General features: G+C 68.6%; 28 protein-coding genes. 14 read left to right on the forward strand and 14 right to left on the reverse strand.

Translation table 11 applies throughout. The features are described 5' to 3' along the window. Nucleotides 1–35: 35 nt before the first annotated feature. The 6 genes from DL519_RS31015 to DL519_RS31040 form a co-directional block, all read right to left on the reverse strand. On the reverse strand, nt 36–1,391 hold the full coding sequence (locus tag DL519_RS31015) for an MBL fold metallo-hydrolase (protein WP_190820050.1): 1,356 nt from the start codon (nt 1,389–1,391) through the stop codon (nt 36–38). Between the two features lie 6 nt (nt 1,392–1,397). Continuing rightward, the gene (locus tag DL519_RS31020; RefSeq protein ID WP_168585840.1) at nt 1,398–1,736 is read right to left on the reverse strand and encodes a cupin domain-containing protein; all 339 of its coding nucleotides are present in this window, start codon (nt 1,734–1,736) and stop codon (nt 1,398–1,400) included. A gap of 70 nt (nt 1,737–1,806) precedes the next feature. Continuing rightward, nucleotides 1,807–2,181: a fluoride efflux transporter CrcB gene (gene crcB, locus DL519_RS31025; protein WP_190820052.1), complete on the reverse strand. Its 375-nt coding sequence runs from the start codon at nt 2,179–2,181 to the stop codon at nt 1,807–1,809. Further along, nucleotides 2,178–2,519, reverse strand: coding sequence for a DUF190 domain-containing protein (locus DL519_RS31030; protein ID WP_210435684.1), 342 nt, complete (start codon nt 2,517–2,519; stop codon nt 2,178–2,180). Before DL519_RS31030 ends, crcB begins: the two co-directional genes overlap by 4 nt. Beyond that, entirely contained in the window at nt 2,519–2,956 is a 438-nt protein-coding gene (locus DL519_RS31035; RefSeq protein ID WP_190820054.1) for a fluoride efflux transporter FluC, read from the reverse strand. The genes DL519_RS31030 and DL519_RS31035 overlap by 1 nt, the downstream gene beginning before the upstream one ends. Nucleotides 2,957–3,062: 106 nt before the next feature. Beyond that, on the reverse strand, nt 3,063–3,818 hold the full coding sequence (locus DL519_RS31040) for a MerR family transcriptional regulator (RefSeq protein ID WP_190820056.1): 756 nt from the start codon (nt 3,816–3,818) through the stop codon (nt 3,063–3,065). Nucleotides 3,819–3,970: 152 nt separating this feature from the next. Here DL519_RS31040 and DL519_RS31045 point away from each other — a divergent pair, with 152 nt between their 5' ends. After that, complete coding sequence (locus DL519_RS31045) at nt 3,971–4,201, forward strand: hypothetical protein (protein ID WP_223839771.1); 231 nt, start codon at nt 3,971–3,973, stop codon at nt 4,199–4,201. Nucleotides 4,202–4,368: 167 nt separating this feature from the next. Beyond that, complete coding sequence (locus tag DL519_RS31050; protein ID WP_190820058.1) at nt 4,369–6,213, forward strand: acyl-CoA dehydrogenase; 1,845 nt, start codon at nt 4,369–4,371, stop codon at nt 6,211–6,213. A 106-nt stretch (nt 6,214–6,319) separates the two neighbouring features. On the opposite strand, the gene DL519_RS31055 is transcribed toward DL519_RS31050, so the two are convergent. Next, on the reverse strand, nt 6,320–6,727 hold the full coding sequence (locus tag DL519_RS31055) for a DUF3224 domain-containing protein (protein ID WP_190820060.1): 408 nt from the start codon (nt 6,725–6,727) through the stop codon (nt 6,320–6,322). An 84-nt stretch (nt 6,728–6,811) separates the two neighbouring features. Here DL519_RS31055 and DL519_RS31060 point away from each other — a divergent pair, with 84 nt between their 5' ends. Then, nucleotides 6,812–7,777 carry a helix-turn-helix transcriptional regulator gene (locus DL519_RS31060; protein WP_190820062.1) on the forward strand — a complete coding sequence of 322 codons (966 nt, stop codon included), beginning with the start codon at nt 6,812–6,814 and terminating at the stop codon, nt 7,775–7,777. 52 nt (nt 7,778–7,829) lie between these two features. Here DL519_RS31060 and DL519_RS31065 read toward each other — a convergent pair whose 3' ends face one another. Both DL519_RS31065 and DL519_RS31070 read right to left on the reverse strand, forming a co-directional pair. After that, nucleotides 7,830–9,218, reverse strand: a complete 1,389-nt coding sequence (locus DL519_RS31065) for a glycosyltransferase family 87 protein (protein WP_397544992.1) — start codon at nt 9,216–9,218, stop codon at nt 7,830–7,832. A gap of 34 nt (nt 9,219–9,252) precedes the next feature. Then, the gene (locus DL519_RS31070; protein WP_190820064.1) at nt 9,253–10,020 is read right to left on the reverse strand and encodes a deoxyribonuclease IV; all 768 of its coding nucleotides are present in this window, start codon (nt 10,018–10,020) and stop codon (nt 9,253–9,255) included. 183 nt (nt 10,021–10,203) lie between these two features. Here DL519_RS31070 and DL519_RS31075 point away from each other — a divergent pair, with 183 nt between their 5' ends. The 7 genes from DL519_RS31075 to DL519_RS31110 all read left to right on the forward strand — a co-directional run bounded on the left by DL519_RS31075 (nt 10,204) and on the right by DL519_RS31110 (nt 16,950). Beyond that, the gene (locus DL519_RS31075; RefSeq protein WP_190820066.1) at nt 10,204–11,130 is read left to right on the forward strand and encodes a hypothetical protein; all 927 of its coding nucleotides are present in this window, start codon (nt 10,204–10,206) and stop codon (nt 11,128–11,130) included. 275 nt (nt 11,131–11,405) lie between these two features. Then, nucleotides 11,406–11,756 (forward strand): 30S ribosomal protein S6, encoded by a 351-nt coding sequence (gene rpsF, locus DL519_RS31080; RefSeq protein WP_210435509.1) that lies wholly within the window; start codon nt 11,406–11,408, stop codon nt 11,754–11,756. A gap of 38 nt (nt 11,757–11,794) precedes the next feature. Next, the gene (locus DL519_RS31085) at nt 11,795–12,277 is read left to right on the forward strand and encodes a single-stranded DNA-binding protein (protein ID WP_190820068.1); all 483 of its coding nucleotides are present in this window, start codon (nt 11,795–11,797) and stop codon (nt 12,275–12,277) included. A gap of 45 nt (nt 12,278–12,322) precedes the next feature. After that, the gene (rpsR, locus tag DL519_RS31090; RefSeq protein ID WP_190820070.1) at nt 12,323–12,559 is read left to right on the forward strand and encodes a 30S ribosomal protein S18; all 237 of its coding nucleotides are present in this window, start codon (nt 12,323–12,325) and stop codon (nt 12,557–12,559) included. An 18-nt stretch (nt 12,560–12,577) separates the two neighbouring features. Then, entirely contained in the window at nt 12,578–13,030 is a 453-nt protein-coding gene (rplI, locus tag DL519_RS31095) for a 50S ribosomal protein L9 (RefSeq protein ID WP_190820072.1), read from the forward strand. A 422-nt stretch (nt 13,031–13,452) separates the two neighbouring features. After that, nucleotides 13,453–16,074 carry a replicative DNA helicase gene (gene dnaB, locus DL519_RS31100; RefSeq protein ID WP_397545080.1) on the forward strand — a complete coding sequence of 874 codons (2,622 nt, stop codon included), beginning with the start codon at nt 13,453–13,455 and terminating at the stop codon, nt 16,072–16,074. 339 nt (nt 16,075–16,413) lie between these two features. Beyond that, a complete protein-coding gene (locus tag DL519_RS31110) occupies nt 16,414–16,950 on the forward strand; it encodes a GrpB family protein (protein WP_190820076.1) in 537 nt (178 codons plus the stop codon). Nucleotides 16,951–17,282: 332 nt separating this feature from the next. Here the strand turns inward: DL519_RS31110 and DL519_RS31115 are convergent, their stop codons facing one another. Continuing rightward, nucleotides 17,283–18,440 (reverse strand): RNA polymerase sigma factor, encoded by a 1,158-nt coding sequence (locus DL519_RS31115; RefSeq protein WP_190820078.1) that lies wholly within the window; start codon nt 18,438–18,440, stop codon nt 17,283–17,285. Next, nucleotides 18,437–18,847: a YciI family protein gene (locus DL519_RS31120; protein ID WP_223840393.1), complete on the reverse strand. Its 411-nt coding sequence runs from the start codon at nt 18,845–18,847 to the stop codon at nt 18,437–18,439. Before DL519_RS31120 ends, DL519_RS31115 begins: the two co-directional genes overlap by 4 nt. A 222-nt stretch (nt 18,848–19,069) precedes the next feature. On the opposite strand from DL519_RS31120, the gene DL519_RS31125 reads away from it, so the two are divergent. After that, nucleotides 19,070–19,246: a hypothetical protein gene (locus DL519_RS31125; protein ID WP_190820081.1), complete on the forward strand. Its 177-nt coding sequence runs from the start codon at nt 19,070–19,072 to the stop codon at nt 19,244–19,246. On the opposite strand, the gene DL519_RS31130 is transcribed toward DL519_RS31125, so the two are convergent. Both DL519_RS31130 and DL519_RS31135 read right to left on the reverse strand, forming a co-directional pair. Next, nucleotides 19,243–20,040 carry an alpha/beta hydrolase family protein gene (locus DL519_RS31130; RefSeq protein WP_190820083.1) on the reverse strand — a complete coding sequence of 266 codons (798 nt, stop codon included), beginning with the start codon at nt 20,038–20,040 and terminating at the stop codon, nt 19,243–19,245. The two genes, DL519_RS31125 and DL519_RS31130, sit on opposite strands and share 4 nt — an antisense overlap. Before the next feature lie 137 nt (nt 20,041–20,177). Further along, nucleotides 20,178–20,441 carry a hypothetical protein gene (locus DL519_RS31135; protein WP_190820085.1) on the reverse strand — a complete coding sequence of 88 codons (264 nt, stop codon included), beginning with the start codon at nt 20,439–20,441 and terminating at the stop codon, nt 20,178–20,180. Between the two features lie 160 nt (nt 20,442–20,601). Here DL519_RS31135 and DL519_RS31140 point away from each other — a divergent pair, with 160 nt between their 5' ends. Next, nucleotides 20,602–21,291, forward strand: a complete 690-nt coding sequence (locus DL519_RS31140; RefSeq protein ID WP_223839773.1) for a class I SAM-dependent methyltransferase — start codon at nt 20,602–20,604, stop codon at nt 21,289–21,291. A 247-nt stretch (nt 21,292–21,538) separates the two neighbouring features. On the opposite strand, the gene DL519_RS31145 is transcribed toward DL519_RS31140, so the two are convergent. Continuing rightward, a complete protein-coding gene (locus DL519_RS31145) occupies nt 21,539–22,189 on the reverse strand; it encodes a class I SAM-dependent DNA methyltransferase (RefSeq protein ID WP_190820087.1) in 651 nt (216 codons plus the stop codon). 129 nt (nt 22,190–22,318) lie between these two features. Here DL519_RS31145 and DL519_RS31150 point away from each other — a divergent pair, with 129 nt between their 5' ends. Together DL519_RS31150 and DL519_RS31155 are read left to right on the forward strand one after the other, a co-directional pair. Further along, nucleotides 22,319–23,332, forward strand: a complete 1,014-nt coding sequence (locus DL519_RS31150; RefSeq protein ID WP_190820089.1) for an LCP family protein — start codon at nt 22,319–22,321, stop codon at nt 23,330–23,332. Between the two features lie 16 nt (nt 23,333–23,348). Further along, on the forward strand, nt 23,349–23,855 hold the full coding sequence (locus tag DL519_RS31155; protein WP_190820092.1) for a mycothiol transferase: 507 nt from the start codon (nt 23,349–23,351) through the stop codon (nt 23,853–23,855). Nucleotides 23,856–24,014: the final 159 nt, after the last annotated feature.

Genomic DNA, 24,014 nt, shown 5'->3' on the forward strand with positions numbered 1-24,014 from the left:
CAAGGCGTTTTCCCACCTGGTGGCGCGTTTCCTGCTCAACGGTCGGAAACCAGCGGCAGCCCGGCCAGGTGCGCGGCGGCGAACTCCTCGTCGACGAACACGACCTCGCGGCCATCCCGCGCCAGCAGCGAGGCAGCCGCGGCCGCGCGGTACCCGGCGCTGCAGTGCACCCACACCACCCCGTCGGGCAGCTCGTGGGTCCGGTACCGCAGCTCGAAGAGCGGGATGTGCACGGCGTTCTTCAAGTGGCAGGCCCGCCATTCGCTGCGCATCCGCACGTCCAGCACGACGGTTCCCGGGCCCGCCTCGGCGAGGTCGCCGAACGTCGCGGACGGCAAGCGGCGCACCAGGTTCGCGTCCATGGCGAGTTCCTGCGGGCGACCGACCGCAGCCGTCGGGCGGTCGACCCCGATGCGCGCCAGCTCGCGCTGCGCCGCCGACACCTGCTCCGGTGCCTCGCCGATCAGCGTCAGCGGGGCGCCCCACTCGATCAGCCAGCCGAGCCAGGTGGCCAGCGGGCCGTCCAGACCGAGGCTGATCGTGCCCGCCAGGTGGGTCTGCGAGAACGCCTGGCGGGACCGAAGGTCGACCACCCAGTCGCCGACGCGCAACCGCCGGGCCAGCTCCGCCGGCCGGACCCGGGCCGGTTCCCGCAGGTCGACCGGCTCCGGCCCGGCCAAGTTCCGCGGACCCATCTGCGCGTAGTAGGCCGGGAACGCGTCCAACGCGGAGAGGGCGTGTTCGACGAATTCGTTCTCGCCGAGCCGGAACGCGGAGTTGACCTTCTTCTGCTGGCCGACGGTCGCGGAGTTGCCGGACACGCCACCGGTCGAGCAGTAGCTGCCGAAGCCGTGCGTCGGCCAGATCTCCGCGCCGTCCGGCAGCACATCGGCGAGCTTGCGGACCGACGCGTGCTGGTGCCGGGCGAGCTCCTCGCTGTGCTGCTGGCCGAGCAGGTCGGTGCGCCCGGTCGAACCGAACAGCAGCGACCCGCCGGTGAACACGCCGACCGCGCCCTCGGGATCTTCGAGCACGTAGGACAGGTGGTGGAAGGTGTGGCCGGGCGTCGCCAGCACGCGCAACCGAAGCCCGGGCGACACCGCCACCACGTCGCCCTCGGCCAGCGGACGCCGCGCGAACGACACCACATCCGCCGCGGCCACCCCGTACTCCGCGCCGGTCAGCCGGCACAGCTCCAGGCCCCCGGAGATGTAGTCGTTGTGGATGTGCGTCTCCAGCACGTGGGTGATGCGGACGTCATGGTGACCGGCGAGCGCGAGCACCCGGTCGACGTCGCGCTGCGGATCCACGACGGCCGCCACCGCGCCGTCGGTGACCAGGTAGCTGCGGTCGCCGAGCGACGAGGTCTCGACGACTTCGACCGCGACCATGGCCGTTCATTCGTCGCGGCCGTGGACCTGGGCCGGCGGGTGCGTGGCCTCGACGGCCGTGAACGTCTCCAGGATCTTGTAGCGGTGCTCGGCACCCTTGGGGATGACCCACGAATCGCCCGGTTCGAGCAGCACCGTCTGGCCTTCGCTGTGCAGCTCCGCGCGGCCGCTGATCACGTATCCGGCGGTTTCGTAGTCCCGCGCCGCCGTCGGCTTGTCGATTCCCGGCGGCTCCTCGCGCCACAGCCGCATCGCCAGGCCGACTCCTTCGGCGAGGTAGTACTGCCCGAGGGAACCGCGCGGCGAGTGCGCGCCGTCCACTTTGATGATCGTGGTGTCACTCATCGGACCCCCCTCCTCGTGCCCGTTTCGCCTCGATTCTCCCGCTGCCCGGGCGGTAGGGCAGCGCGACTTCTCAGCCCCAGATCGAGGCGGCCAGCACCACGCCGACCACGCCCGAACCGATCCCGGCGAGCACCGTGCCGACGACGTTGAGCACCGCGAACAGCCGCGCGCCGTCGAGCAGCAGGCGGACCGTTTCGTAGCTGAACGTGCTGAAAGTGGTGAGTGCGCCGCAGAACCCGACGCCGACCAGCGACTGGACCACCGGCATGGGCACGCCGAACAGGGCGGCGCCGGTGACGAACCCGAGGATCAGCGAGCCGATCGAGTTGACCGCCACCGTGCCCCACGGGAACCCGGTGTCGTGCCGCGCCTGCACCCAGCGGTCGGTGAGAAACCGCATGCACGCACCCAGCGCCCCGCCGAGCGCGACCAGGACGATCGTCACCGCTGCTCCTGCCCGACGTAGCGGATCACTTCGACCTCGTCGAGTAGCACCAGGCCCTTGGTGACCAGTTCGTCGAGCTCCGGCAGGAAGTCCCGCAGCCGCTGCTCGTCGTCGACGATCACCACCGCCACCGGCAGGTCCTCGCTCAGCGACAGCAGCCGAGCGGTGTGGATCGCGGAGGACGCGCCGAAACCCTCGACGCCGCGGAACACCGAAGCGCCCGCCAAACCGGCGCGCCGGGCCCGCAGCACGATCTCGTGGTACAGCGGTTTGTGGTGGTAGGTGGCGGTCTCACCGACGATCGCGGTGAGCCGGTACGCCTGGCCCTTTAGCCGCATCATCGATCACCTCGCTGGAACAGGCGCGCCGCCGAGCGCGCCGCAAGGACCCCGACGAGCACCGCGAGCAAGCAGCACAGCACGGTGCCGACCAGGTAGGCGAGGGCGAGCGCGGGCTGGCGGTCGAACACCAGGTGCACCGCGTCGGCGACGTAAGTGGAGAAGGTGGTGAACCCGCCCAGGACACCGACGCCGAGGAACGGCCGGACCAGCCGGTGCGCGACGACGAGCTCGGTGATCACGTGCATCAGCACCCCGATGGCCACGCAACCGACCACGTTGACCAGCAGCGTCGACCACGGTCCCGGCCACGCCAACGATGCGCCGTAGCGCAGCAGCGACCCCAGCGTGCCACCTGCGGCGACCACCGCGAGAACGTCCCACGCGGCGCCGGCCCGGGGCTTGCGCCGCGGCTGCAGCTCCACCGGGAATGCCATGACCCTCCCATTCCGGTGAAGCACGTTACCCCGCCGGGCCGCGGCCGCGAGCCAGGTGTCGTGAGTGCGAAAACCGGTATAGGCCGGTTTCCGCACTCACGAGTCATTACGCCCCAGCCCGGGTGGCGTTGGCGTTGATCGCCGTCCGGATGTACTCGGCGAGGCCGGGCAGCAGCTTCTCGTAGTTCGCCGCGAAGCGTTCGTCCGCCACGTACATCTCGCCGAGACCGCGGTGGATCTCGTAGGTGCAGTCGTAGCACCAGCGCGTGATGTGCTGGCGGTGTTCCTCGGCGAGGTCCATCGCCTGCTCGCTGTCCGGGGCGAACCCGGCCCGCATCGCCTCGGCCAGGCGGCGGCCGATGTCCTCCTGCGAGGCCATGAACCGCTTCCAGTCCTCCTTGGTGAACGAAGACATCTTCTGCTGGGACTGCCGGTACGCGTCGGTGCCGCCCCAACGCCGTTCGACCTCTTCGGCGTAATCGTCCGGGTCGAATTCCCCGAACAGCTCGAACTTCTCCTCCTGCGTCAGCTCGATCCCCATCGTGTTCGCCTCCAGCTCGCGTTCCACCGCCGCGACCATCCGCTGCAACCGCTCGATGCGGATCAGCAGCAGTTCGTGCTGCCGCTTCAGGTGTGCGTTGGCGTCACCGTCGGCGAGGATGCTCGCGATGTCGTCGAGGCCGAGGTCCAGCTCCCGGTAGAACAGGATCCGGCGCAGCCGGTCCAGGTCCGCGTCGGAGTAGCTGCGGTAGCCCGCCGCCGTCCGACCGCTCGGGGTCAGCAGTCCCACCTCGTCGTAGTGGTGCAGCGTCCGCACCGTCACCCCGGCGAGCCGGGCGGCTTCACCGACCGAGTAGCCCATGGCCCTCACCTCCTCGGAACCAAGCTTGCGGCCTCACGCCACGTGAGGGTCAACCCGAATTCCGCGGTGAGCCCGGCAACTGCGGGTCTGTGCGGAACCCGGGGCTAGACGTTCTCGCCTTCGGCGGTCTGCGGGGGCTTGATCAGGAGCTCGTGCGGATCGCCCGGGAGCAGCCCGGCGAATGCGCCGTCGTGGCCACCGGGCCGCTGACGAACCTGGCGCTGGCGCTGCTGCTCGAACCCCGGCTACCGGGGCTCGTGCGGAACGCCGTAGTGGACCGCCGCGGGTTCGCGGAGCACAATGGCCCACTGATCGACGTCGCTACCGAGATCGACCGGGACGGGCTCGTCGCCGAATTCCTCGTCGGCCTGCTGGAGGCGTAGCGGGGCCGGAATTTTCCCGGTGAACGTCCTGGTCACGGACGGGTTCGGCGGTGGCGTTGGGAAGGCCGTCTTGGCAGAAGTTACTGTGAGGTAATATCCTCTTGTTACCGACGAGTAAGGGCCGAGTCGGGCCCGCCCCGCAGAAGCGCGCAAGAGGGAGCCTTTCGATGGGCCACTACAAGAGCAACGTCCGCGACCTCGAATTCAACCTCTTCGAGGTCTTCAAGGTGCAGGAGCGGCTGGGCACGGGTGCCTTCGAGCAGTCCGACGAGGCCACCGTGCGGGGCGTGCTCACCGAGCTCAACGAGCTGGCGACCGGCCCGCTGGCCGACTCCTTCGCCGAAGGCGACCGGACCCCCGCCAAGTTCGACCCGGCCACCCACTCGGTAACCCTGCCCGAGGCCTTCAAGAAGTCGTACCAACAGTTGGTGGACGGCGAGTGGTGGCGGCTCAGTCTGCCGGACGAGCTCGGCGGCTACGGCACCCCGCCCAGCGTCATCTGGTCGGCCGCCGAACTCACGCTCGGCGCGAACCCGGCGATGTACATGTACATGTCGGGCCCGAGCTCCGCGACGATCCTGTGGCGCAACGGCACCGAGGAGCAGCGGCGCTGGGCCCAGTTGATGATCGAGCGCCGCTGGGGCTCCACCATGGTGCTCACCGAGCCGGACGCGGGCTCCGACGTCGGCGCCGGCCGCACCAAGGCCATCAAGCAGGAGGACGGCTCCTGGCACCTGGACGGCGTGAAGCGGTTCATCACCTCCGCCGACCAGGACATGACCGAGAACATCATGCACCTGGTGCTGGCCCGCCCCGAAGGTCCCGGCATCGAGTCCAAGCCCGGCACCAAGGGCCTGAGCCTGTTCCTGGTGCCGAAGTTCCACTTCGACTCCGAGACCGGTGAGCCCGGCGAGCGCAACGGCGCCTTCGTCACCAACGTCGAGCACAAGATGGGCCTGAACGCCTCGGCCACCTGCGAGCTGACCTTCGGCCAGCACGGCACCCCGGCCCAGGGCTGGCTGCTCGGCGAGGTGCACGACGGCATCGCGCAGATGTTCCAGGTCATCGAGTACGCCCGGATGATGGTCGGCACCAAGGCCATCGGCACCCTCTCCACCGGCTACCTCAACGCGCTGGACTACGCCAAGGAGCGCGTGCAGGGCGCCGACCTGACCAAGACAGCCGACAAGGCCGCGCCGCGGGTGACAATCACCCACCACCCGGACGTGCGCCGCATCCTGATGCTGCAGAAGGCCTACGTGGAGGGGCTGCGCGCGGTGTACCTGTACACCGCGAGCTTCCAGGACCAGGTGGCGCAGGGCCAGCACGACGGCACCGACTTCAGCACCGCCGAGCAGGTCAACGACCTGCTGCTGCCCATCGTCAAGGGCGTCGGCTCGGAGCGCGCCTACGAGATGCTGACCCTGTCGCTGCAGACCCTGGGCGGCTCCGGCTTCCTGCAGGACTACCCGATCGAGCAGTACATCCGGGACTCCAAGATCGACAGCCTGTACGAGGGCACCACCGCGATCCAGGCCCAGGACTTCTTCTTCCGCAAGATCGTCCGCAACAACGGCGCAGCCGTCGGCCACGTCGCCGCGGAGATCCAGGCGACGCTGGAGGCCGAGGGCGCCGACGAGCGGCTCAAGGAGGAGCGCGCGCTGGTGGCCCGCGCGCTGCAGGACGCCCAGGGCATGCTCGGCACGCTGATCGAGTTCCTGACCTCTTCGCAGGAGGACGTCAAGAACATCTACAAGGTCGGCCAGCACGCCGTGTCGTTCCTGCTGAGCATGGGCGACCTGCTGGTCGGCTGGCTGCTGCTGCGGCAGGCCGAGGTCGCCCTCGCCGCGCTGGACGCGGGCGCGTCGGCCAAGGACCAGCCGTTCTACCAGGGCAAGGTGGCGGCGGCCCGGTTCTTCGCCAAGAACGTGCTGCCGGAGCTCACCGGTCGCCGCAAGATCATCGAGGCGGCGGACAACTCCCTGATGGACCTCGACGAGTCCGTCTTCTGACGTGGCACGTGAACCGCAGTTTCGATTGAAACCGCGGTCCACCCGCCCGCGGGGTTTCGGGCGCAGTTTCGATTGAAGCCGCGCCCGGAGTCCGGTGCGGACGTCGTCAGCCCAGGTCGTACTCGAAGGTGTAGGGCACCGCGCGCTCGCCGCTCTTGGCCGTGTAGCGGCCCTTGCCGCGCAGCCCGGATAGCTCGCCGGTGGCCGAACCCGGCACCACCTCGAAGGTGGCGTGGATCGACCCGTCGTCGCCGAAGCAGCCGCGCTCCTCGATCGCGAAAGCGCCCTTGCGCCCGTCGAGAACCCCGTTGATCAGCTGCATCCCGGTGAACGACCCGTCCAGCTCGGTGGCGTAGGCGAGGACGTACTCGCAGGCGACCTCAGCGGCCTCGATGCCGCCGGCGAACTTGTTGCTGATCGAGGCGTGCGCGAGCCTCGGGTATTGCTCGCCGTCGCCGACGGTGCTCTCGTCCCACCGGGTGATGGTGTAGCTGCCGGCGGTCTGCGTACTCATGAACTTCCCCTTCGATCGGTCTTGAGACCAGCCTGATCGGCGTACCTGCCATCTTCTGTCAGGTACGTGGAGCAAAATCCGGGAATGCGCGCCGACCGGCTCCTCACCGTTCTCCTGCTGCTCCAGAACCGCGGCCGGATGACCGCGAGCGAGCTCGCCGCGGCGCTGGAGGTGTCGGTCCGCACCGTCTACCGCGACATCGAGGCCCTCGGGGCGGCGGGCGTCCCGGTCTGCGCCGACCGCGGTCCCGATGGCGGCTACCGCCTGATGGACGGCTACCGGACCCGGCTGACCGGCCTCACCGACGCCGAAGCCGGCTCCCTCTTCCTGGCCGGCGCACCCGGCCCGGCGCGGGAGCTCGGCCTGGGCACCGTCCTGGCCACCGCGCAGCTGAAGGTCCAGGCCGCGCTGCCCGCCGAACTGGCCGAACGGACCCGCCGCATCCAGGACCGGTTCCACCTCGACGCGAAGGGCTGGTTCCGGGACCCCGACCAGGTACCGCACCTAGGCGAGATCGCCCAGGCGGTGTGGGAGCGGCGCGTGCTGCGCGCGCACTACCGCCGTTGGAGCGGCGAGGTGTACCGGGAACTCCAACCGCTGGGCATCGTCCTGAAAGGCGGGATCTGGTACCTGGTGGCCCAGGTCAGCGAAGCCGTCCGCACCTACCGGATCTCGCGCTTCCTGGCCGTGGAGGCCACCCCGGAGACCTTCACCCGGCCCACCGGCTTCGACCTCGCTGCCAGTTGGGCGGAGTCCGCCCAGCGGATGGAGGCCGCGATGTACCGGGGGACCGCCAGGCTGCGGATCTCGCCGCTGGCCCAGCGACTGCTGCCCGCGCAGTTCGGCGCCCTCGGCACCAAAGCGCTCACCGACACCGGGCCGCCCGACGAGCACGGCTGGGTGGAGGTCGAGCTGCTCGTCGAGCGGCAAGCCGTCGCAGTCACCGACCTGCTCCGCCTCGGCAACGAAGCGGAAGTTCTCGGCCCGCCAGAACTCCGCGCCGCGGTCGCCGAAACCGTCACCGCGCTGGCGGCCCGCTACGCCTCCTGAGCGTGCGTCGATCAGCACCGGTCGGCAGCGCGCGGGCCCACCGCCTGGCTGATCACCGTTGCCGGGGCGTACTGGCTGGAACGTCGTGGTCGGCGAGGTCCGGCAGAGCTGCGCCGCTTGGTCTACCGGGCCCGAGATCGTCCACAGCGGAACGAGCGGCGAGGAACGCCACGAACAGCCCGACCAGCAGCGCCGCCCGACCCCAAACCCCGATCATCAACGCCTGCGCGGTGAAACCGTCGTGGATGCCGTTGGGCACACCCGACATGTTCAGGTAGAACCAGCGGAAGATGCTGATGCCCATCGCCACGTCCGCCACCAGGTACGCCACGATCCAGCCCCAGCGCACCGACACCAGCACGAAGAATGGCAGCAGCCACAACGTGTACTGCGGCGAATGCACCTTGTGCAGCAGCAGGAAACCGCACAGCATCGCCGCCGACACCTGGATCCACGGATAGGTCCCGGCGCGCTCGTACCGCAACCAACCCACCGCGCAGGCGACCGCGGACGCCAACAAGATCAGCAGCGGCGACACCACGCCCATCGCCGACTGGAAGCCCTCGGAGTCGGTCCAGTGCCGAAAACCCCAGTACCAGACCGAGTTCGTGCTGATGTCCACCTGCCGGCGCGACTGGAAGTCGAACGACGCCAACCAACCGCCGAACCCGGCCAACATGAACGGCAGGTTCGCCAGCACCGCCGTCCCGACCGCCGCCCCCACGACCTGCAACGCACCGCGCACGTCGAACCGCCGCGCCTCCTCCCGGCCCTCGGTCAGCACGTACAACGCCAACGGCAGCACGAAAAACGCCGGATACAACTTCAGCGCGAACCCCAGGCCCAACAACACCGCGGCCGCCGTCGCCCGACGGCGCAACGACGCCGATGTCCACCGATGCACGACGAACACCGCGCTGACCGCGCATGCCACGACAGGCAAATCCCAGTTGTGGAAGGCATAAAGCACCAGCGGCGGGCTGAGCGCCCACAACAACGCCCGCCAGCCGCTCAACCTGCCCAACCACCACGCGACGGCCAACCCGAACGGCGCCATCAACAACGCCGACGCGGCCAGGAAACCCGCGTCCGTGTCGGCGAAAATCGCGCCCACCCAGATCAGCACCCCGGTCAGCACCGGGTACTCGACCACCCCGCCGTACAACGTCCCGTCGGCCTCGATCCCCCCGTTCACGTAGGGGAAGACGTGCCGATCGATGTCCCGGCCGATCCACAGGTTCTGGATGTCCGAGTAGCACACCTCGCCGTAGGCCCGCTCCTGGTAGGCGGGTTCCGAACGCCCCCACTCGTCGTAGAGCGGGCCGGTGCAGCGCGCCTTGTTCGCGTAGCCCAACGCCAACGCCAACGCGGTGAACATGCACAGCGCGACCAAACCGGAGATCGTCAACCCGCGGGTCGTCCTAGCGCTGATGCCGATCACTCCACCCGTTCGATACCCCGAGAAGTCATTGTGTTCAGCCGACCTTGCCGCGGAGGAACGCGATGTCGTCGGCCTGGCCCTCGTCCGGGGTCTCCACCACCACCGGCGCCCCCGCGTTCGCGCACACCGCGACCAGCAGCTCCGGGTCGATGTTGCCCGCACCGATGTTCGCGTGCCGGTCCCGCGACGATCCGAACTCGTCCCGCGAATCGTTGAGGTGCACCAGGTCGATCCGCCCGGTGATCGCCTTCACCCGGTCCACGACGTCCAGCAGCTCCTCGCCAGCGGCGTGCGCGTGGCAGGTGTCCAGGCAGAACCCCGCCCCGAACTCGCCGACCGCATCCCACAACCGCGCCAGCGCGTCGAACCGCCGAGCCATCGCATTCGCGCCGCCGGCGGTGTTCTCGACCAGGATCGGCACCTCGAAGCCGCCCTCCGCGGCCTGCCGCTCGAACAGCTTGCGCCAGTTCGACACGCCCTCGGCCGGCTCGTCGTCCTTCGTCACGTGCCCGCCGTGCACGATCAGGCCCTGCGCGCCCACCGCGGCCGCCGCCTTCGCCTGCTGCCCCACCGCCTTGCGGGACGGAATCCGGATCCGGTTGTTCAGCGAAGCCACGTTGATGACGTACGGCGCGTGGATGAACACGGCCACGTCGCTGTCCCGCAACTGCTCGGCCCGCGGGTGTGGCTTCGGGGCCTTCCAACCCTGCGGGTCCGACAGGAAGAACTGCACGACCTCCGCGCCGCGCTCGGCGGCGGCGGCCAACGGGTCATCATCGCGAACGTGGGCGCCGATACGCATGCCCGAAGTCTAGGCGGCGGGCGGGTTCACCTCCCGTCGGCTTGACCAGCGGATCGCCCACCCCGATCCCACAGCGCGAGACCTCGTTCCTTTTCTCGGGCCGGGCGTCACCAACGGCGGTGTTCACGCGTTATTAATCTTGAGAGAGTGATCGGCATTCGCACTGCCTTGGGGAGGCGAGCCATGGGCGCATGGGGGAAACCCGATCCGCTGTACCGGTCGAACGCGCTCGGCCGGACCGTGTCCGCCGGACTCGTGGGCCTCGTCATCACCGCCAGCACCTTCCTCGGCGCAGGAATCGCGAGCGCCGCCGATCCGCTGCTCGTCGACCAGCCCTTGGCGACGGTCAAGGCGGAACCAGGGCAGCAGATCACCATCGCGCCATCGACGCTGGACTTCAAGGTCCGCGAAGCCGTGCTGCTCGCCATGCCGCTGGCCTTCGGCCCGGCCGCCGACGCCGCGGAACGGTTCAAGGAGCTCGCGCCGATCTCGCTCGGCACCGCGCCCGAGGGCCGCACCTTCTACTCCGGCAAGGACATCGCCAAGGCCGCCGCGCCACGGCTCGCCGAGATCGGGCTGCCCGCCGACAAGGTCGACGCGGTGACCTGGCACTTCACCAACCTGGTCAGCCTCGGCAACGCCCTCACGGTCAAGGCCGAGCGCCCGGAGGAACAGCCACCACCGTCGTCCGGGCAGCCGACCCCCGAGAAGTCGAAGCCGACACCGACGCCCGAACCCAGCGCGACGCAGCCGCCGAGCCCGACCACGCCGCCACCGGTGGTCACGACGCCGGAACCGACCCTGACCCCCAGCAGCGGGGCACCGGCCGAGATCAGCGTCCTGCCGCCCAGCCTGCGGGACCTCCAGGGGGGATCGCCGCCGTGGGGCCAGGTCCCCGGCCTGACCCCGGACGTCGGCGACCTCGCAAAGCAGGCCCAGGAGCAGCAGAAGGCCCGTGAGCAGCAGGAGGAGATCCGCGCCGCGGGCAGGGCGGAGGCGCTGCCCACCGAGGTGACCGAGCGGGTCGCCGCCCCGGTGCTGCTCGCCGCGATCTCGCTGGCGGTGGTCACCGCGGCCCTTGTCCGAAGCTGGGTCTTCCGCCGCAACTGACCCCGGCCTGCGGCACCCACCCCCCGGCACCCACCCCGCCCGGCACCCACCCCCCGGCACCCACCCCACCCGGCCCCGGCTCCGGTTCCGGTTCCGCAATTTCCATTGAACCCGCCCCTTCGATTTCAATGGGAATTGCGGAACCACGAGCGGCGGATGGCGGAGCAGGGGTGATGCCGGTGCCGTCGGTGCCGCTTGCTAGCCTTATCCAGTTCGTCGACGCGAACGACCCTCCTGCCACGGAGAGCCCGTGGCCGTGAGTCCACAGGAGGTGAATGGTCTTCATGCGTCACTACGAGCTCATGGTCATCCTGGACCCGAGCCTGGACGAGCGCACCGTCGCTCCGTCCTTGGAGAACTTCCTCAACGTTGTCCGCAACGACGGTGGCACCGTCGAGAAGGTCGACGTCTGGGGCCGCCGGCGTCTCTCGTTCGAGATTGAGAAGAACGCCGAGGGCATCTACGTCATCCTGGACCTCAACAGCGAGCCGGCCACCATCAAGGAACTGGACCGGCAGCTGAACCTCAACGAGTCGATCCTGCGGACGAAGGTCATCCGCAAGATCGTCGAGCCCCGCAAGGCCGCGCGCGCCGCCAAGGCCCGCGCCGCTCAGGCGTCCGCCTGACCCGATTCCGCTAAACGACCAGACTGGAGTCCCAGGTCATGGCTGGTGAGACGGTAATCACGGTGGTCGGCAACCTGACCGCCGACCCGGAGCTGCGCTTCACCCCGTCCGGTGCCGCGGTCGCGAACTTCACGGTGGCCTCCACGCCCCGGACCTTCGACCGCCAGTCCGGCGAGTGGAAGGACGGCGAGGCCCTGTTCCTGCGCTGCAACATCTGGCGGCAGGCCGCGGAGAACGTGGCCGAGTCGCTGACCCGCGGCATGCGGGTCGTCGTGCAGGGCAGGCTGCGGCAGCGTTCCTTCGAGACGAAGGAAGGCGAAAAGCGCACCGTCGTCGAGCTCGAGGTCGACGAGATCGGGCCGTCCCTGCGCTACGCGACCGCCAAGGTGAACAAGGTCAACCGCGGCGGCAGTGGCTTCAGTGGTGGCGGGGGCCCGTCCGGTCCCCCGGCCGACGACCCGTGGGGTTCCGCGCCGCCCGCCGGTTCCGGTGGTGGGTTCAGCGACGAGCCGCCGTTCTAAACGGCGCAGCAACGCTTACGAAGTTTTCGCTCAGGAGGAAGACCGATGGCCAAGGCGCCCTTGCGCAAGCCGAAGAAGAAGGTCTGCGTGTTCTGCAAGGACAAGGCGGCGCAGATCGACTACAAGGACACGACGCTGCTGCGGAAGTACATCTCCGACCGCGGCAAGATCCGTGCCCGTCGCGTGACCGGCAACTGCAGCCAGCACCAGCGCGACGTCGCCATCGCGGTGAAGAACGCTCGCGAGATGGCTCTGCTGCCCTACACCTCGACCGCTCGCTGATCCGGAAGGAGACACGTCGTGAAGATCATCCTCACCGCTGACGTGACCGGTCTCGGCGAGTCTGGCGACATCGTCGAGGTCAAGGACGGTTACGCGCGCAACTACCTGCTGCCCCGCAGCCTGGCCATCGTGGCCACCAAGGGCGCGCAGAAGCAGATCGAAACGATCCGCCGCGTGCAGGAGAACCGCCGGGTGCGCAACCTGGAGCACGCTCACGAGCTAAAGCAGCAGCTGAAGGACCTGGGCCTGGTCACGCTGACCGCGAAGGTGTCCTCGCAGGGCAAGCTGTTCGGCTCGATCACCAGCGGCGACGTCGTCGCCGCGGTGCGCAAGGCCGGTGGCCCGAGCCTGGACAAGCGTTCGGTCTCGCTGCGCGGCCACATCAAGTCGCTGGGCAAGCACATCGTCGACGTGCAGCTGCACCCGGACGTGACGGCCAACGTCAGCGTCCAGGTCGCCGGCGAGCAGTGACCCGGTAGTACCGGTTTCCACAACGCGGCATCGTCCACTCCGACATTCGTGTGACGGGTGGACGATGCTGCGTCCGGCGTGCGCACCGGCGGTCATGGCGGTGGCCGAGCCCCGCCGATTCCGACACGCCGACGAGCGCGACACGCCGGGACTTTTCCACGGATTTCTTCCACAGCCTGCGCACGGCGGTTGACCTGGGGTTTGTTGTCGATCATGCCTACTTGTCCCCAAGTTGTCCCCAGGCGTGCGGAAGGCTGACGCGAGTTATCCCCAGCTCGATTCGATCTATCCACAGGTTGTCCCGAGCTTTGTCCACAGCTTGATTTGCTTGCTCCGAGCGGGCGATCTAGCTTCGCGCGCGGGCGGTCGCGCCGATACGCGTGATCGTCTTGGCGCCGGAGGAGGTGACGGGTCCGGTGGCGGTGCCCGACGAGCGGGAGGATCCGTACTTCGCCGACGACGGCGGGTCCAGCGGCGGAACCTTCGAGCGGCAGCCCCCGCAGGACCTCGCCGCGGAGCAGTCCGTGCTCGGCGGCATGATGCTGAGCAAGGACGCCATCGCGGACGTCGTCGAGGTGCTCAGCCCCAACGACTTCTACCGGCCGGCGCACCAGGCGATCTACGACTGCGTCCTTGACCTCTACGGCCGCGGCGAACCGGCGGACGCGATCACCGTGTCGGCCGAGCTGGAGCGCCGCCAGGAGCTGCTCAAGGTCGGCGGCGCGCCGTACCTGCACACCCTGATCGCCACGGTGCCCACGGCCGCGAACGCCGGCTACTACGCGGAGATCGTCTCGGAGAAGGCGATCCTGCGCCGCCTGGTGGAGGCGGGCACCCGGATCGTGCAGCTCGGCTACCACGGCTCCGAGGGTGCGGCGGTCGAAGAGGTCGTCGACCGGGCCCAGTCCGCGATCTACGACGTGACGGAACGCCGGGCCAGCGAGGACTACCACGTCCTCGAAGAGCTCCTCCAGCCGACGATGGACGAGATCGACGCCATCGCCTCCCGCGGCGGGGAGTCTCAGGGCATCCCGACGGGCTTCGCCGACCTCGACGCCCTGACCAACGGCCTCCACCCAGGCCAGATGATCATCATCGCGGCGCGTCCCGGTGTTGGCAAGGCACTGTCGCTGGACACGCCGCTGCCGACCCCGGACGGCTGGACGACGATGGGCGAGGTAGCGGTCGGGGACTACCTGATCGGCGCGGACGGCAAGCCGACCAAGGTTGTCGGGGCAACCGAGGTGATGCACGACCGCCGTTGCTACGAGGTCGAATTCTCCGACGGCACGATCATCACCGCCGATGCCCAACACCAGTGGCTGACCGACACCCGCGCGTCGCGGAAGTCGGCGCAGGCCGCTGCGGTCGGATACGACCGAACCCGCAACCAACGAACTTTCGCGGAAGTGCGGGCGACCGAGGAAATCGCGGCGACCCTGCGCTGCAACACGGCCGATCGACGGCTCAACCACTCGGTGAACGCCGCACAGGCACTCGACTTGCAGGAACGGGATCTCCCCATCGCGCCCTACGTGCTGGGCGTCTGGCTGGGTGATGGCACGTCGATGGCGGCGGCCTTCACGAGCGCGGACCCCGAGATCGCGATGTACGTCGAAGCGGAGGGTTACCGCGCTCCGCTGGTGCACGACCGCTACTACGGGATCCAGTTTCCCGAGCCCGAGCTGGTTGCCGAACGAACGTGCGTCGTCTGCGGTGCCGCGTTCGTGCCGAAGACCAGCCAAGTGCGGACGTGCGGTAGGAGCTGCGGTGGCAAGGCCCGCCTCATCTCTGAACCGGTGCCGCAGCCGACGTGTCCGGACTGCGGAAAACCGACGTGCGGGCTGCAGTGCCAGGCCTGCCGGAATCAGCGCGGAACTGTTCAGGCCCTGCTCCGGACGATGGGAGTGCTGGGCAACAAGCACATCCCGGCCGAGTACCGCCGGGGTTCCGAATCTCAACGCCGCGCCATTCTCGCGGGTCTCCTCGACACCGAAGGCACGGTGGCACCGAGCGGATCCGTGCAGTTCAGCGTGACCAGTGAGCGACTTGCACGCGATGCATACGAACTTGTCGTCGGCCTCGGCTATCGCTGCACGTTGACGACCAAGAGGGTCCGTGGCCGAACGGAAGCATCGTCCACGGCCTTCACGCTCACGTTCACCACCCAGGACGATGTTTTCCGGCTGAACCGCAAGAAGTTGGTTCACAAGGAGCGCAACGCGCGTACCCCGAGGATGGTCGGCACTCGCTTCATCACTGACGTGCGGCCGGTGGCGAGTGTGCCGGTTCGGTGCGTGGAGGTGGATTCACCGGATCACCTGTACCTGGCCAGCCGGTCGATGATTCCGACTCACAACTCGACGCTGGGTCTGGACATCGCCAGGTCAGTGTCGGTGAAGCATGGGCTCGGGAGCGTCATCTTCTCGCTGGAGATGGGGCGCACCGAGATCGTCATGCGCATGCTCTCCGCCGAGGCCCGGATCCGGCTCGGCGACATGCGCGGTGGTCGGATGACCGACGACGACTGGACGCGGCTGGCGCGGCGGATGAGCGAGATCAGCGAGGCGCCGCTGTACGTCGACGACTCGCCGAACCTGACGATGATGGAGATCCGCGCGAAGGCCCGCCGGCTCAAGCAGCGCCACGACATCCAGCTGATCGTCCTGGACTACATGCAGCTGATGACGTCCGGCAAGCGCGTCGAGTCCCGTCAGCAGGAGGTCTCGGAGTTCTCCCGAAACCTCAAGCTGCTGGCGAAGGAACTCGAAGTCCCGCTGATCGCGATCTCCCAGCTGAACCGAGGCCCGGAACAGCGGACGGACAAGCGGCCGCAGCTGTCGGACCTGCGTGAGAGTGGTTCGCTGGAGCAGGACGCCGACATGGTGATCCTGATCCACCGGCCGGACGCGTTCGAGCGGGACGACCCGCGGATGGGCGAGGCGGACCTGATCCTGGCCAAGCACCGTGCCGGCCCGACGGCCACGATCACCGTCGCCCACCAGCTGCACTACAGCCGCTTCGTCGATATGGCCCACGAGTAGCCGCGGGGTTTTGTAGGTTCTCAACGAACTTGGCGCTTTCTCAGATCACTTGGCGCCTGCTTGGCGCTTGCGCCGTGTAGATGTTGAGAAGGCGACACGAGATCACCCGTACGGCGTTAGCGGACGGATGATCGCAGCTGCCACTGTTCGGCAGTCAGGTTCGTGCGCCGCGCCGCGGCGACCGGCATGACCCGGTCTTCCCGCGGAAGGCTCCAAGACCAGCCCGTCCGCACCGCATCGGCACCCTTGGCGGCGCAACACGGTCACCGGCTTGCGGAACAACAGATGAGATCATCAAAACGTGATCAGCAGTTGCGGCGAGGTTCTTAAAATGCGCAGATGGCCATTGTTATAGCGGAGTACGACGCTTCCTGGCCCGAACAAGGAGCCCAAGCTAGCGCGGAGCTGATCGACGCACTGCCTGGGCTGTTCCTGAACGTCGAGCACGTGGGCAGCACCTCCGTACCGGGTCTGGCCGCCAAGCCGGTGATCGATTTGATGGCGTCGGTTACGAGGCTGGACGACGTTACCGCCGACCAGGAAGCCGTGCTGGAGCGGCTGGGCTACCGGCCACAGGAGACCGGGATGACCGAGCGGCTGTTCTACTACCGGAACACTGACGTCGGGTCGCGCAGCCACCACCTGCATATCGTTACCGCCGACACCTGGGGCAGTCGTAACGAGCGGCTGTTCCGCGACCACCTGCGGATGCATCCGGAGGTGGCGGCCGAGTACGGAGAGCTGAAGCGGCGCGTCGCTGCCGAGGAAGACAACGGACTCGCCTACACCAAGCGCAAGACGGAGCTGATCCAACGCGCAGTCGACCACGAGCGTGCCGCCCGCGGCCTGCCTCTCGTGCCGGTTTGGGAGGAGTGAGCCCGACGCAGCGGCTGACGCAGCTTGGCGCGCCTCCGAAGAAATGCCACGAAACTGAGACTGACCTTGACCTGTCAACCAGCGAGAAAACAACAAACGCGCAGGTCAAACGAGATCAAGATGTCGCGAGGTTTGAGACCCTGTGCGTTTTGTGGGGTCTCACGGCTGATGTCGTGAGCTCGCGCGTGAGGTTGACCCGGCACGGGTTGTCTCGCTGGAGCCGACGAGGCGTGGGGCGGAATACGTCGGAAACTTGCTGCGGCTATGGGTATCTGCTGGTCAGCCCAGCTCAGGGCCCACTCGTTGGTATTCCGCGAAATGTCCGGTGACCTTCAAGGCGGTGGTGAGGTCCGGGCGTGGTGCCGCACGCGTGCTGCTTCGCGGGTGAGGTGGTCGCGTTCGGCCAGGCTGGTGGCGGCACGGGCAGCTTCGGCGTACAGGTCGGCGGCGTCGCTGAGATCGCCTGCGCGTTCGCGGAGGTATGCCGCCACCGCGGTGTACCGAGGCAGGGCGGGGTCGATGTCGGCGAGCGCGGCGAGGCCGGCCTGTGGTCCATCGGCTTCGCCGACTGCCACGGCACGATTGAGCCGCACGATCGGGCTGCCGGTGAGGAGCAGCAGTTCGTCGTACCACTCCACGATCTGCACCCAGTCCGTCTCGGACGCGGTGCTGGCGTCGGCGTGCAGCGCGGCGATCGCGGCCTGGGTTTGGTACTCGCCGAGCCGGTCGCGGGCCAACGCGGTCTGCAGGATCGTCACTCCTTCCGCGATCAGCTCGACGTCCCAGAGCGAGCGGTCCTGCTCGGCTAGCGGCACCAGGCGACCGCCGGGCCCGGTGCGAGAAGCCCGGCGCGCGTGGTGCAGCAGCATGAGCGCGAGCAACCCGGCCGCTTCGGGCTCGTCGGAGAGGGCGGCGAGTTGGCGGGCGAGCCGGATCGCCTCGGCCGCCAGGTCGACATCCCCGCTGTATCCCTCGTTGAACACCAGGTAGAGCACTCGAAACACGGTCGTCAGGTTGCCGGGCTTCTCGAACCGGACCCCTGCGATGCGTCGTTTGGCCCGGCTGATCCGCTGCGCCATCGTCGCTTCCGGAACCAGGTATGCCGTCGCGATCTGCCTGGTCGTCAAGCCGCCAACCGCGCGCAGGGTCAGCGCGACTGCCGAACTCGGAGCCAAGGTGGGATGCGCGCACAGGAAGTACAGGCGCAGCGTGTCGTCCGTGGCAGGCACCGGGCCGCCGGACGGTTCGGCCTCCACTGCGAGCTCTCGCTCGCGCCGGGCCTTCTCGGCTCGGGCGGCGTCGAGGAATCTGCGCCACGCGACCGAGATCAGCCACGCCCTCAGGTCGCGTGGCTGTCCCTCCGGCCAGGGTTCGAGTGCCCGCATCAGGGCCTCCTGCACGGCGTCCTCGGCCGAGGCGAAGTCAGCTCCGCGACGGACGAGGACGCCGATCACCGCAGGTACGAGCTCCCGCAGCAGCGGCTCGTTCACTCGGTCACCGCGGGCGGCTCGGTGAGGAACGGCCGCACCTCGAGCCATTCGTGAATCGGCTTGCCACCAACCCCGGGAGCCGCGGACAGCTCCCCGGCCAGCTCGACCGCGCGATCCCAGGACTCCACGTCGATGACCATCCAGCCTGCGATGAGATCCTTCGTTTCGGCGAACGGGCCATCGGTCACCGGTGGGCGTCCCGCACCGTCGTATCGCACGAAGGTGCCCTCGGGGGCCAGTGCCTGCCCGTCCACGAACTCGCCGGTCTCCTCCAAGCGGGCGGCGAAGTCCTGCATGTACCGGATGTGCGCGTCGACCTCCTGCGGAGTCCACTGATCCATCGGCGGCTGGTCCACAGCCGGTGTCGGGCCACCGCGATAGTGCTTGAGCAGTAGGTACTTCACAATGAGCTCCTTCTCGGTTGTACGGCCGGTTAGGGCCGATCGTGCCCCAGAGACGGAGCCGGCGCGCTGTTCTCGACACCGCCGCCGGAAATCCGCACACTTTTCTGGATGTGACGCCGACCACAGAGGCGGCGATGCCCCACCCGTGCGGCATCTCGGGAGCTCACCGGTCAACAGCGGAGAAAGCCCCGGCGGCTGGTCGGCCGCCCGCTCATGACGCAGCGCATGCCCGTCCTCGTCCTGGTGAGCGTGATCTTCGTTTGGTCGCGAGTCCCGTTGCGGCGTGACCGATCGGCTGTTGGTGGTGCGCACCGCGCCGCCGCGATGGCTCGGCCCGACTTGCTGCGCGGGCACCGCTCACGGCTGGACGTCGCGACCAGGCAGGTCACCGGCTCCGCCTAGCCTGCATCCGTGAGGTGGCGTCGGAACCACGCGGTCAGGCCGGCGTCCACCTCGCGGGCCAGTGGCAGCTGTGACGCGGGCTCGATGCCGGGCTCGTCGGCGAGCGGGTGGGCCAACCCGGGGATCGACAGCAGTTCGGACCGTTCGCCCAACGCGTCTACGAGATCCAACGCGTCGGCCCGCAGCGCTGGGTGATCCAGCTCGCCGCTGACGACCAGCAGCGGCGCGCGACCGGCGATGGTGCCCGCATTGGCGACGAAGTCCAGGCTGTCGACGGCTTTCTCGGACTCGGCGTCATACGGGTAGTCGCCTGGGAACAGGTCCACGACGGACCGCATCCGGATGGCGGCGTTCACGATGGCGCCGGCGATGACCGGTATCTCGGTGCCTGCGAGGATCCGCAGCGCGACGGCCCCGCCCAGCGAGCCGCCGAGCACACCGATCGGGCCGTCATCGACCGGCAGCTGCGCACGGATCGACGCCAGTGCGGCCGGGAACTCCTCCGACGCCTGCCGGACGAACGGGTACAGAGCTGACATCAGGACGTCCTTGCGGATCAGCTCCAAGCCGGCGGCCATGCTGCCGTCGACCATGCGCGCCCCGCACATCGGCATGCCGAGGTGCACCCGCCACGCGGGCAGGTCGTTCATCGGCAGCGCGGCAGCGAAGGCGGCGTCCGACCTCGGCGCGTCCAGCATGTGCCAGGTGACGATCAGTGGCGCGGGGCCGTTGTCGGCCGGTGGCAGAGCGGTGAACGGCACGCCAGCGGCCGTGCCGGTGATCGGTGAGTGCATGCGGCCACGGTAGGTCGACGGCCGCGTGCCGGGAATGGGTTACGCCACGGGGGAAATCGGTGCGGCAGGCGGCCGGGTTTCTCGTGCAGGTCGGCGCCGTTTTCGTCGTCAAAGCGGTCCCCGAAACCCAGGTATGCTCACTCGAGCGGGTTGAAGAGCTCTTCCGCGCAGGTAGCCGCGTCGAACCACATGAGTGCTCCCGTGGTGCCGCGTACTCCGAGCGTGAGTGTTGGTGCGTCTTCGCCGGGTTGGTGCTGGAAAAACCAGGCAATACCGCACTCAGCCTTTTTGCGGGTCTGGTCATGCTCCGACAACCCACGCACGAGGTGCTCGATGTCCGTGCTAGGTGACACCAGCACCTCCCCATGATCGAGGATGTCTGAGCCGGGAAGGCTGGTCATGCCTGCCCCTTGTAGCTTCTGGAGAACGGTGTGCCGGCTTGTGTGGTGCCGTGAACAGTCAACGTGTACCCCTTCGGTAAGTGGGCGTTTTGCTGTTTCCGCAAAGGATTTTGCCGAGCTGGCCGCGGTGGGTGCACGTTGGTCGCAGGAGGTGGTCGCGATGACCCAACGGGAAGCTCCGTTCACGAACGAATCGGAAGCCCGCAACTGCGAACGCGTCATGGGCGATAGCCGGCACGGCCTGGTGCCGGAAACGAATCAGCAGGTCTGGGACCAGCGGTACCTGAGCCGCGAGCAGCTTTTCAGTGGCGAGCCGAACGGGGTGCTCGTCAGCGAGGTGGTGGGACTGCCGCCGGGGCAGGCGCTCGACGTGGGCTGCGGCGAAGGTGCCGACGCCCGCTGGCTGGCCGAGTGCGGTTGGCAGGTCACCGCGGTCGACGTCTCGCGGGTGGCGCTGGAGCGCGCCGCCCGGGAGGCGGGCCGCCACGGGGTGGCCTGGACGTGCGCGGACCTGAGCACCACTGCGCCGCCCGCCGCCGCGTTCGACCTGGTGTCGGCCCAGTACTTCCCGCTCCGGCACGAGCCCGACCACACGGCTGCGTGCGGGCTGCTGGCCGCCGTCGCCCCGGGCGGCACGTTCCTGTTCGTCGGCCACGATCCCGGCGACCTCCCGCCGGGCACCGACCACGGTTTCGACCCGAGCGACTACTACCACCCGCACGAGATCGCCGGTCTCCTCGACGACGACTGGGCCGTCCTGGTCGACGAAACCCGCCCGCGAACCGCCTCGCCGCCGCCCGGCACCCACCACGCCCATGACACCGTCCTCCGGGCGAAACGCCTGCGATAACCGTCCTGTGTGGACTGAAAATTAAGGCGGGCCAATCGCCGGCGCCGCGGCAGCGCGGCGGCTTGCCCACCGGCTTCGACCAGGCGATTTACCAGCGTCGTAACGGAAGTCGAGCGAACGGGCAAGGCCCTCTAGGGCTTGACCACCCGTTTCGGCAAACGGACGTAAATCTTCCACGGCGCTGCAACCGTTGCCGCCGTACGCCTTCTGCTCATGACTGCCCGACAACCCTTCACGGGAAAGGCGATCAACCGAGTTGCTTGTCCAAGCGCATGAGGAGATGGCCTCGGCGGTATCGCTCGTCCTCGCGCGGTTCGCGTAGCATCCGGCCGATTTCGGCGAATCCTGCTTCGCCGGCTAGTTCCGCGAGGTCGTCGATCGGCCATCGGTAGGCGGTCGTGACTTTGTGGTCGAACGCGGTAACCGGCCCGCCTTCTGCTTCGAAGAAGGCGAGCAAGAGGTGGCCGCCAGGTGCGAGTACCCGCTGGAACTCGGCGAGGTAGGAGGGCACGTCCTGCGGTGGGGCGTGGATGATGGAGTACCAGGACACGATGCCGTCCAGTTTGTCGTCGGGCAGGTTCAGGGCGTCCATGGAACCGACCTCGAACCGCAGATGCGAGTATGCCTCGCGGGCGAGGTCGATCATCACCGGTGACAGGTCGATCCCGAAGACGTCCAGCCCCAGCTCCCGCAGGTGCGCGGTCATGTGTCCGGGGCCGCACCCGAGTTCGGCGACGTGCCCGGCGTTGGTGTTCCGTGCGAGCTCGGCGAACGCGGCGAGCACCGCACGATCCAGCGCAAGCCCGTCAAGTGCGTTGCGGACGTATTCGGTGTAGAGGACGGCGACGGCATCATAGGCATCCGCTGTCGCACCGAGGTGCGAGGAAGAGTCAGTCACACGCCAGGACGCTAGAGGCTCCACCCCATCGCGCGTACGACTACCCCATCGGGTAGGCCTTGTTCCGACCCGACGCCCCTTTTCATGGGACATGAGCAACTTTCGGGCCAGCGGGACGTCTTCGCGAATATGAACACCTATCAGTTCCGGAACGACTGGAGCGCTCCCGCCGCCGAGCGCCCCCCGCATCGGCGTCGTTCCCGCAGGGGTTTGGTGCTGGTGCTGCTCGCGTTGGTGCTGCTGCCGGTGGTGTTCGCCGGGTGGCTCTGGTTCCACGTCGATTCCTCGATCCGGCGGATCGACGCCTTCCCGGACTACCCGGGCAGACCGGCCGCGGGGGCGGGCACGAACTGGCTGATCGTGGGTTCGGACAGCCGGGAGGGACTGGACCCGGAGGTGGCGGCCGGGCTGCACGTCGGCGACGCGGCCGGCCAGCGCACGGACACGATCATGATCGCGCACCTGCCGGACAGCTCGACCGCCCCGACGCTGCTCAGCATCCCCCGCGACTCGCGGGTGCAGATCCCGGGGCACGGCAAGACGCTGATCAACGCGGCCTTCGAGAGCGGCGGCCCGCAGCTGCTGGCGCAGACCGTGGAGCAGGAGACGGGGCTGCGCATCGACCACTACGCCGAGGTCGGCTTCGGTGGGTTCGCGGCGATCGTCGACGCGGTCGGCGGCGTCGAGATGTGCCTGGACGAGGAGATGCACGACACCAAGACGGGCCAGACGCTCCAGGCTGGCTGCCAGCAGATGGACGGCTCGGACGCCCTGACCTTCGTCCGCATGCGCTACAGCGAGTCGACGCCGCGATCGGACCTGGACCGCGTCGCGAACCAGCGCAAGTTCATCGGTGCCCTCGCTTCGGAAGCGTCGAGCTTCACGACGCTGGTCAACCCGTTCACCGACTACGCCCTGGCGGACACCGGCGCGAACGCCCTGACGATGCTCGACGAGGACGGCACGGGCGACCTGTTCTCCCTGGCCTGGGCGATGCGCGGCATCTCCTCGGGCGGCGTGGTGACGACAACGGTCCCGGTCACCGACGGCACGGCGCACAACTGGGACAAGAAGAAGGCCGCGGAACTGTTCGAGGCCATGAACACGGACACCCAGATCCCCGAGGACCTGATCACGCAGTGACGGGGATACTCGCCGGATGCTCCCGTTCCCGGAACCGACGGCGCCCGCGTCGTCGCGTGGCGAGGTGTTCCTCTGCTACCTCGACTTCTTCCGCGCCACCGCGATCGCGAAGGTCGAGGCCCTGCCGGAGGCGGACCTGCGCCGCAGCCGACTGCCGTCCGGGTGGACACCGCTGGAACTGCTCAAGCACCTGACCCACGTCGAACTGCGCTGGATCGAATGGGGGTTCGAAGGCCGGCAGGTCGAAAACCCATGGGGCGACTGGAAGAACGATCGCTGGCAAGTCGACCCGGGGGAAACCCGGGAGTCCCTGACGACGTGTCTGCGGACCCAGGGCGAACACACCAGCGAGGTCGTGCGGACCACGGACCTGGCGGCGGTGGGCCAACCGGGCCCCCGCTGGAGAGGAGCGGAACCGGCAACCCTGGAGCGGGTCCTGTTCCACCTGCTGCAGGAATACGCCCGCCACCTCGGCCACCTCGACGTGGTCGCAGAACTCGCCACCGGCGAGACAGGTGAGTGATTGTTTTGCCAGACGTCTGACGCTTTGCCTGTGGTTTGGTCGGTGGCCGGGCGCGCGGGAGGGGGCATTCGCGCCCGGCCACCGGGAAGGGCCGGTGCGGCGGAGGTCGGGGAGGACACCGAACCGGCCCGGCTGGGAGGTCAGGTCTCGTGAGTGGTT

The sequence above is a fragment of the Saccharopolyspora pogona genome (assembly GCF_014697215.1).
Classification (GTDB): Bacteria; Actinomycetota; Actinomycetes; order Mycobacteriales; family Pseudonocardiaceae; genus Saccharopolyspora; species Saccharopolyspora hattusasensis.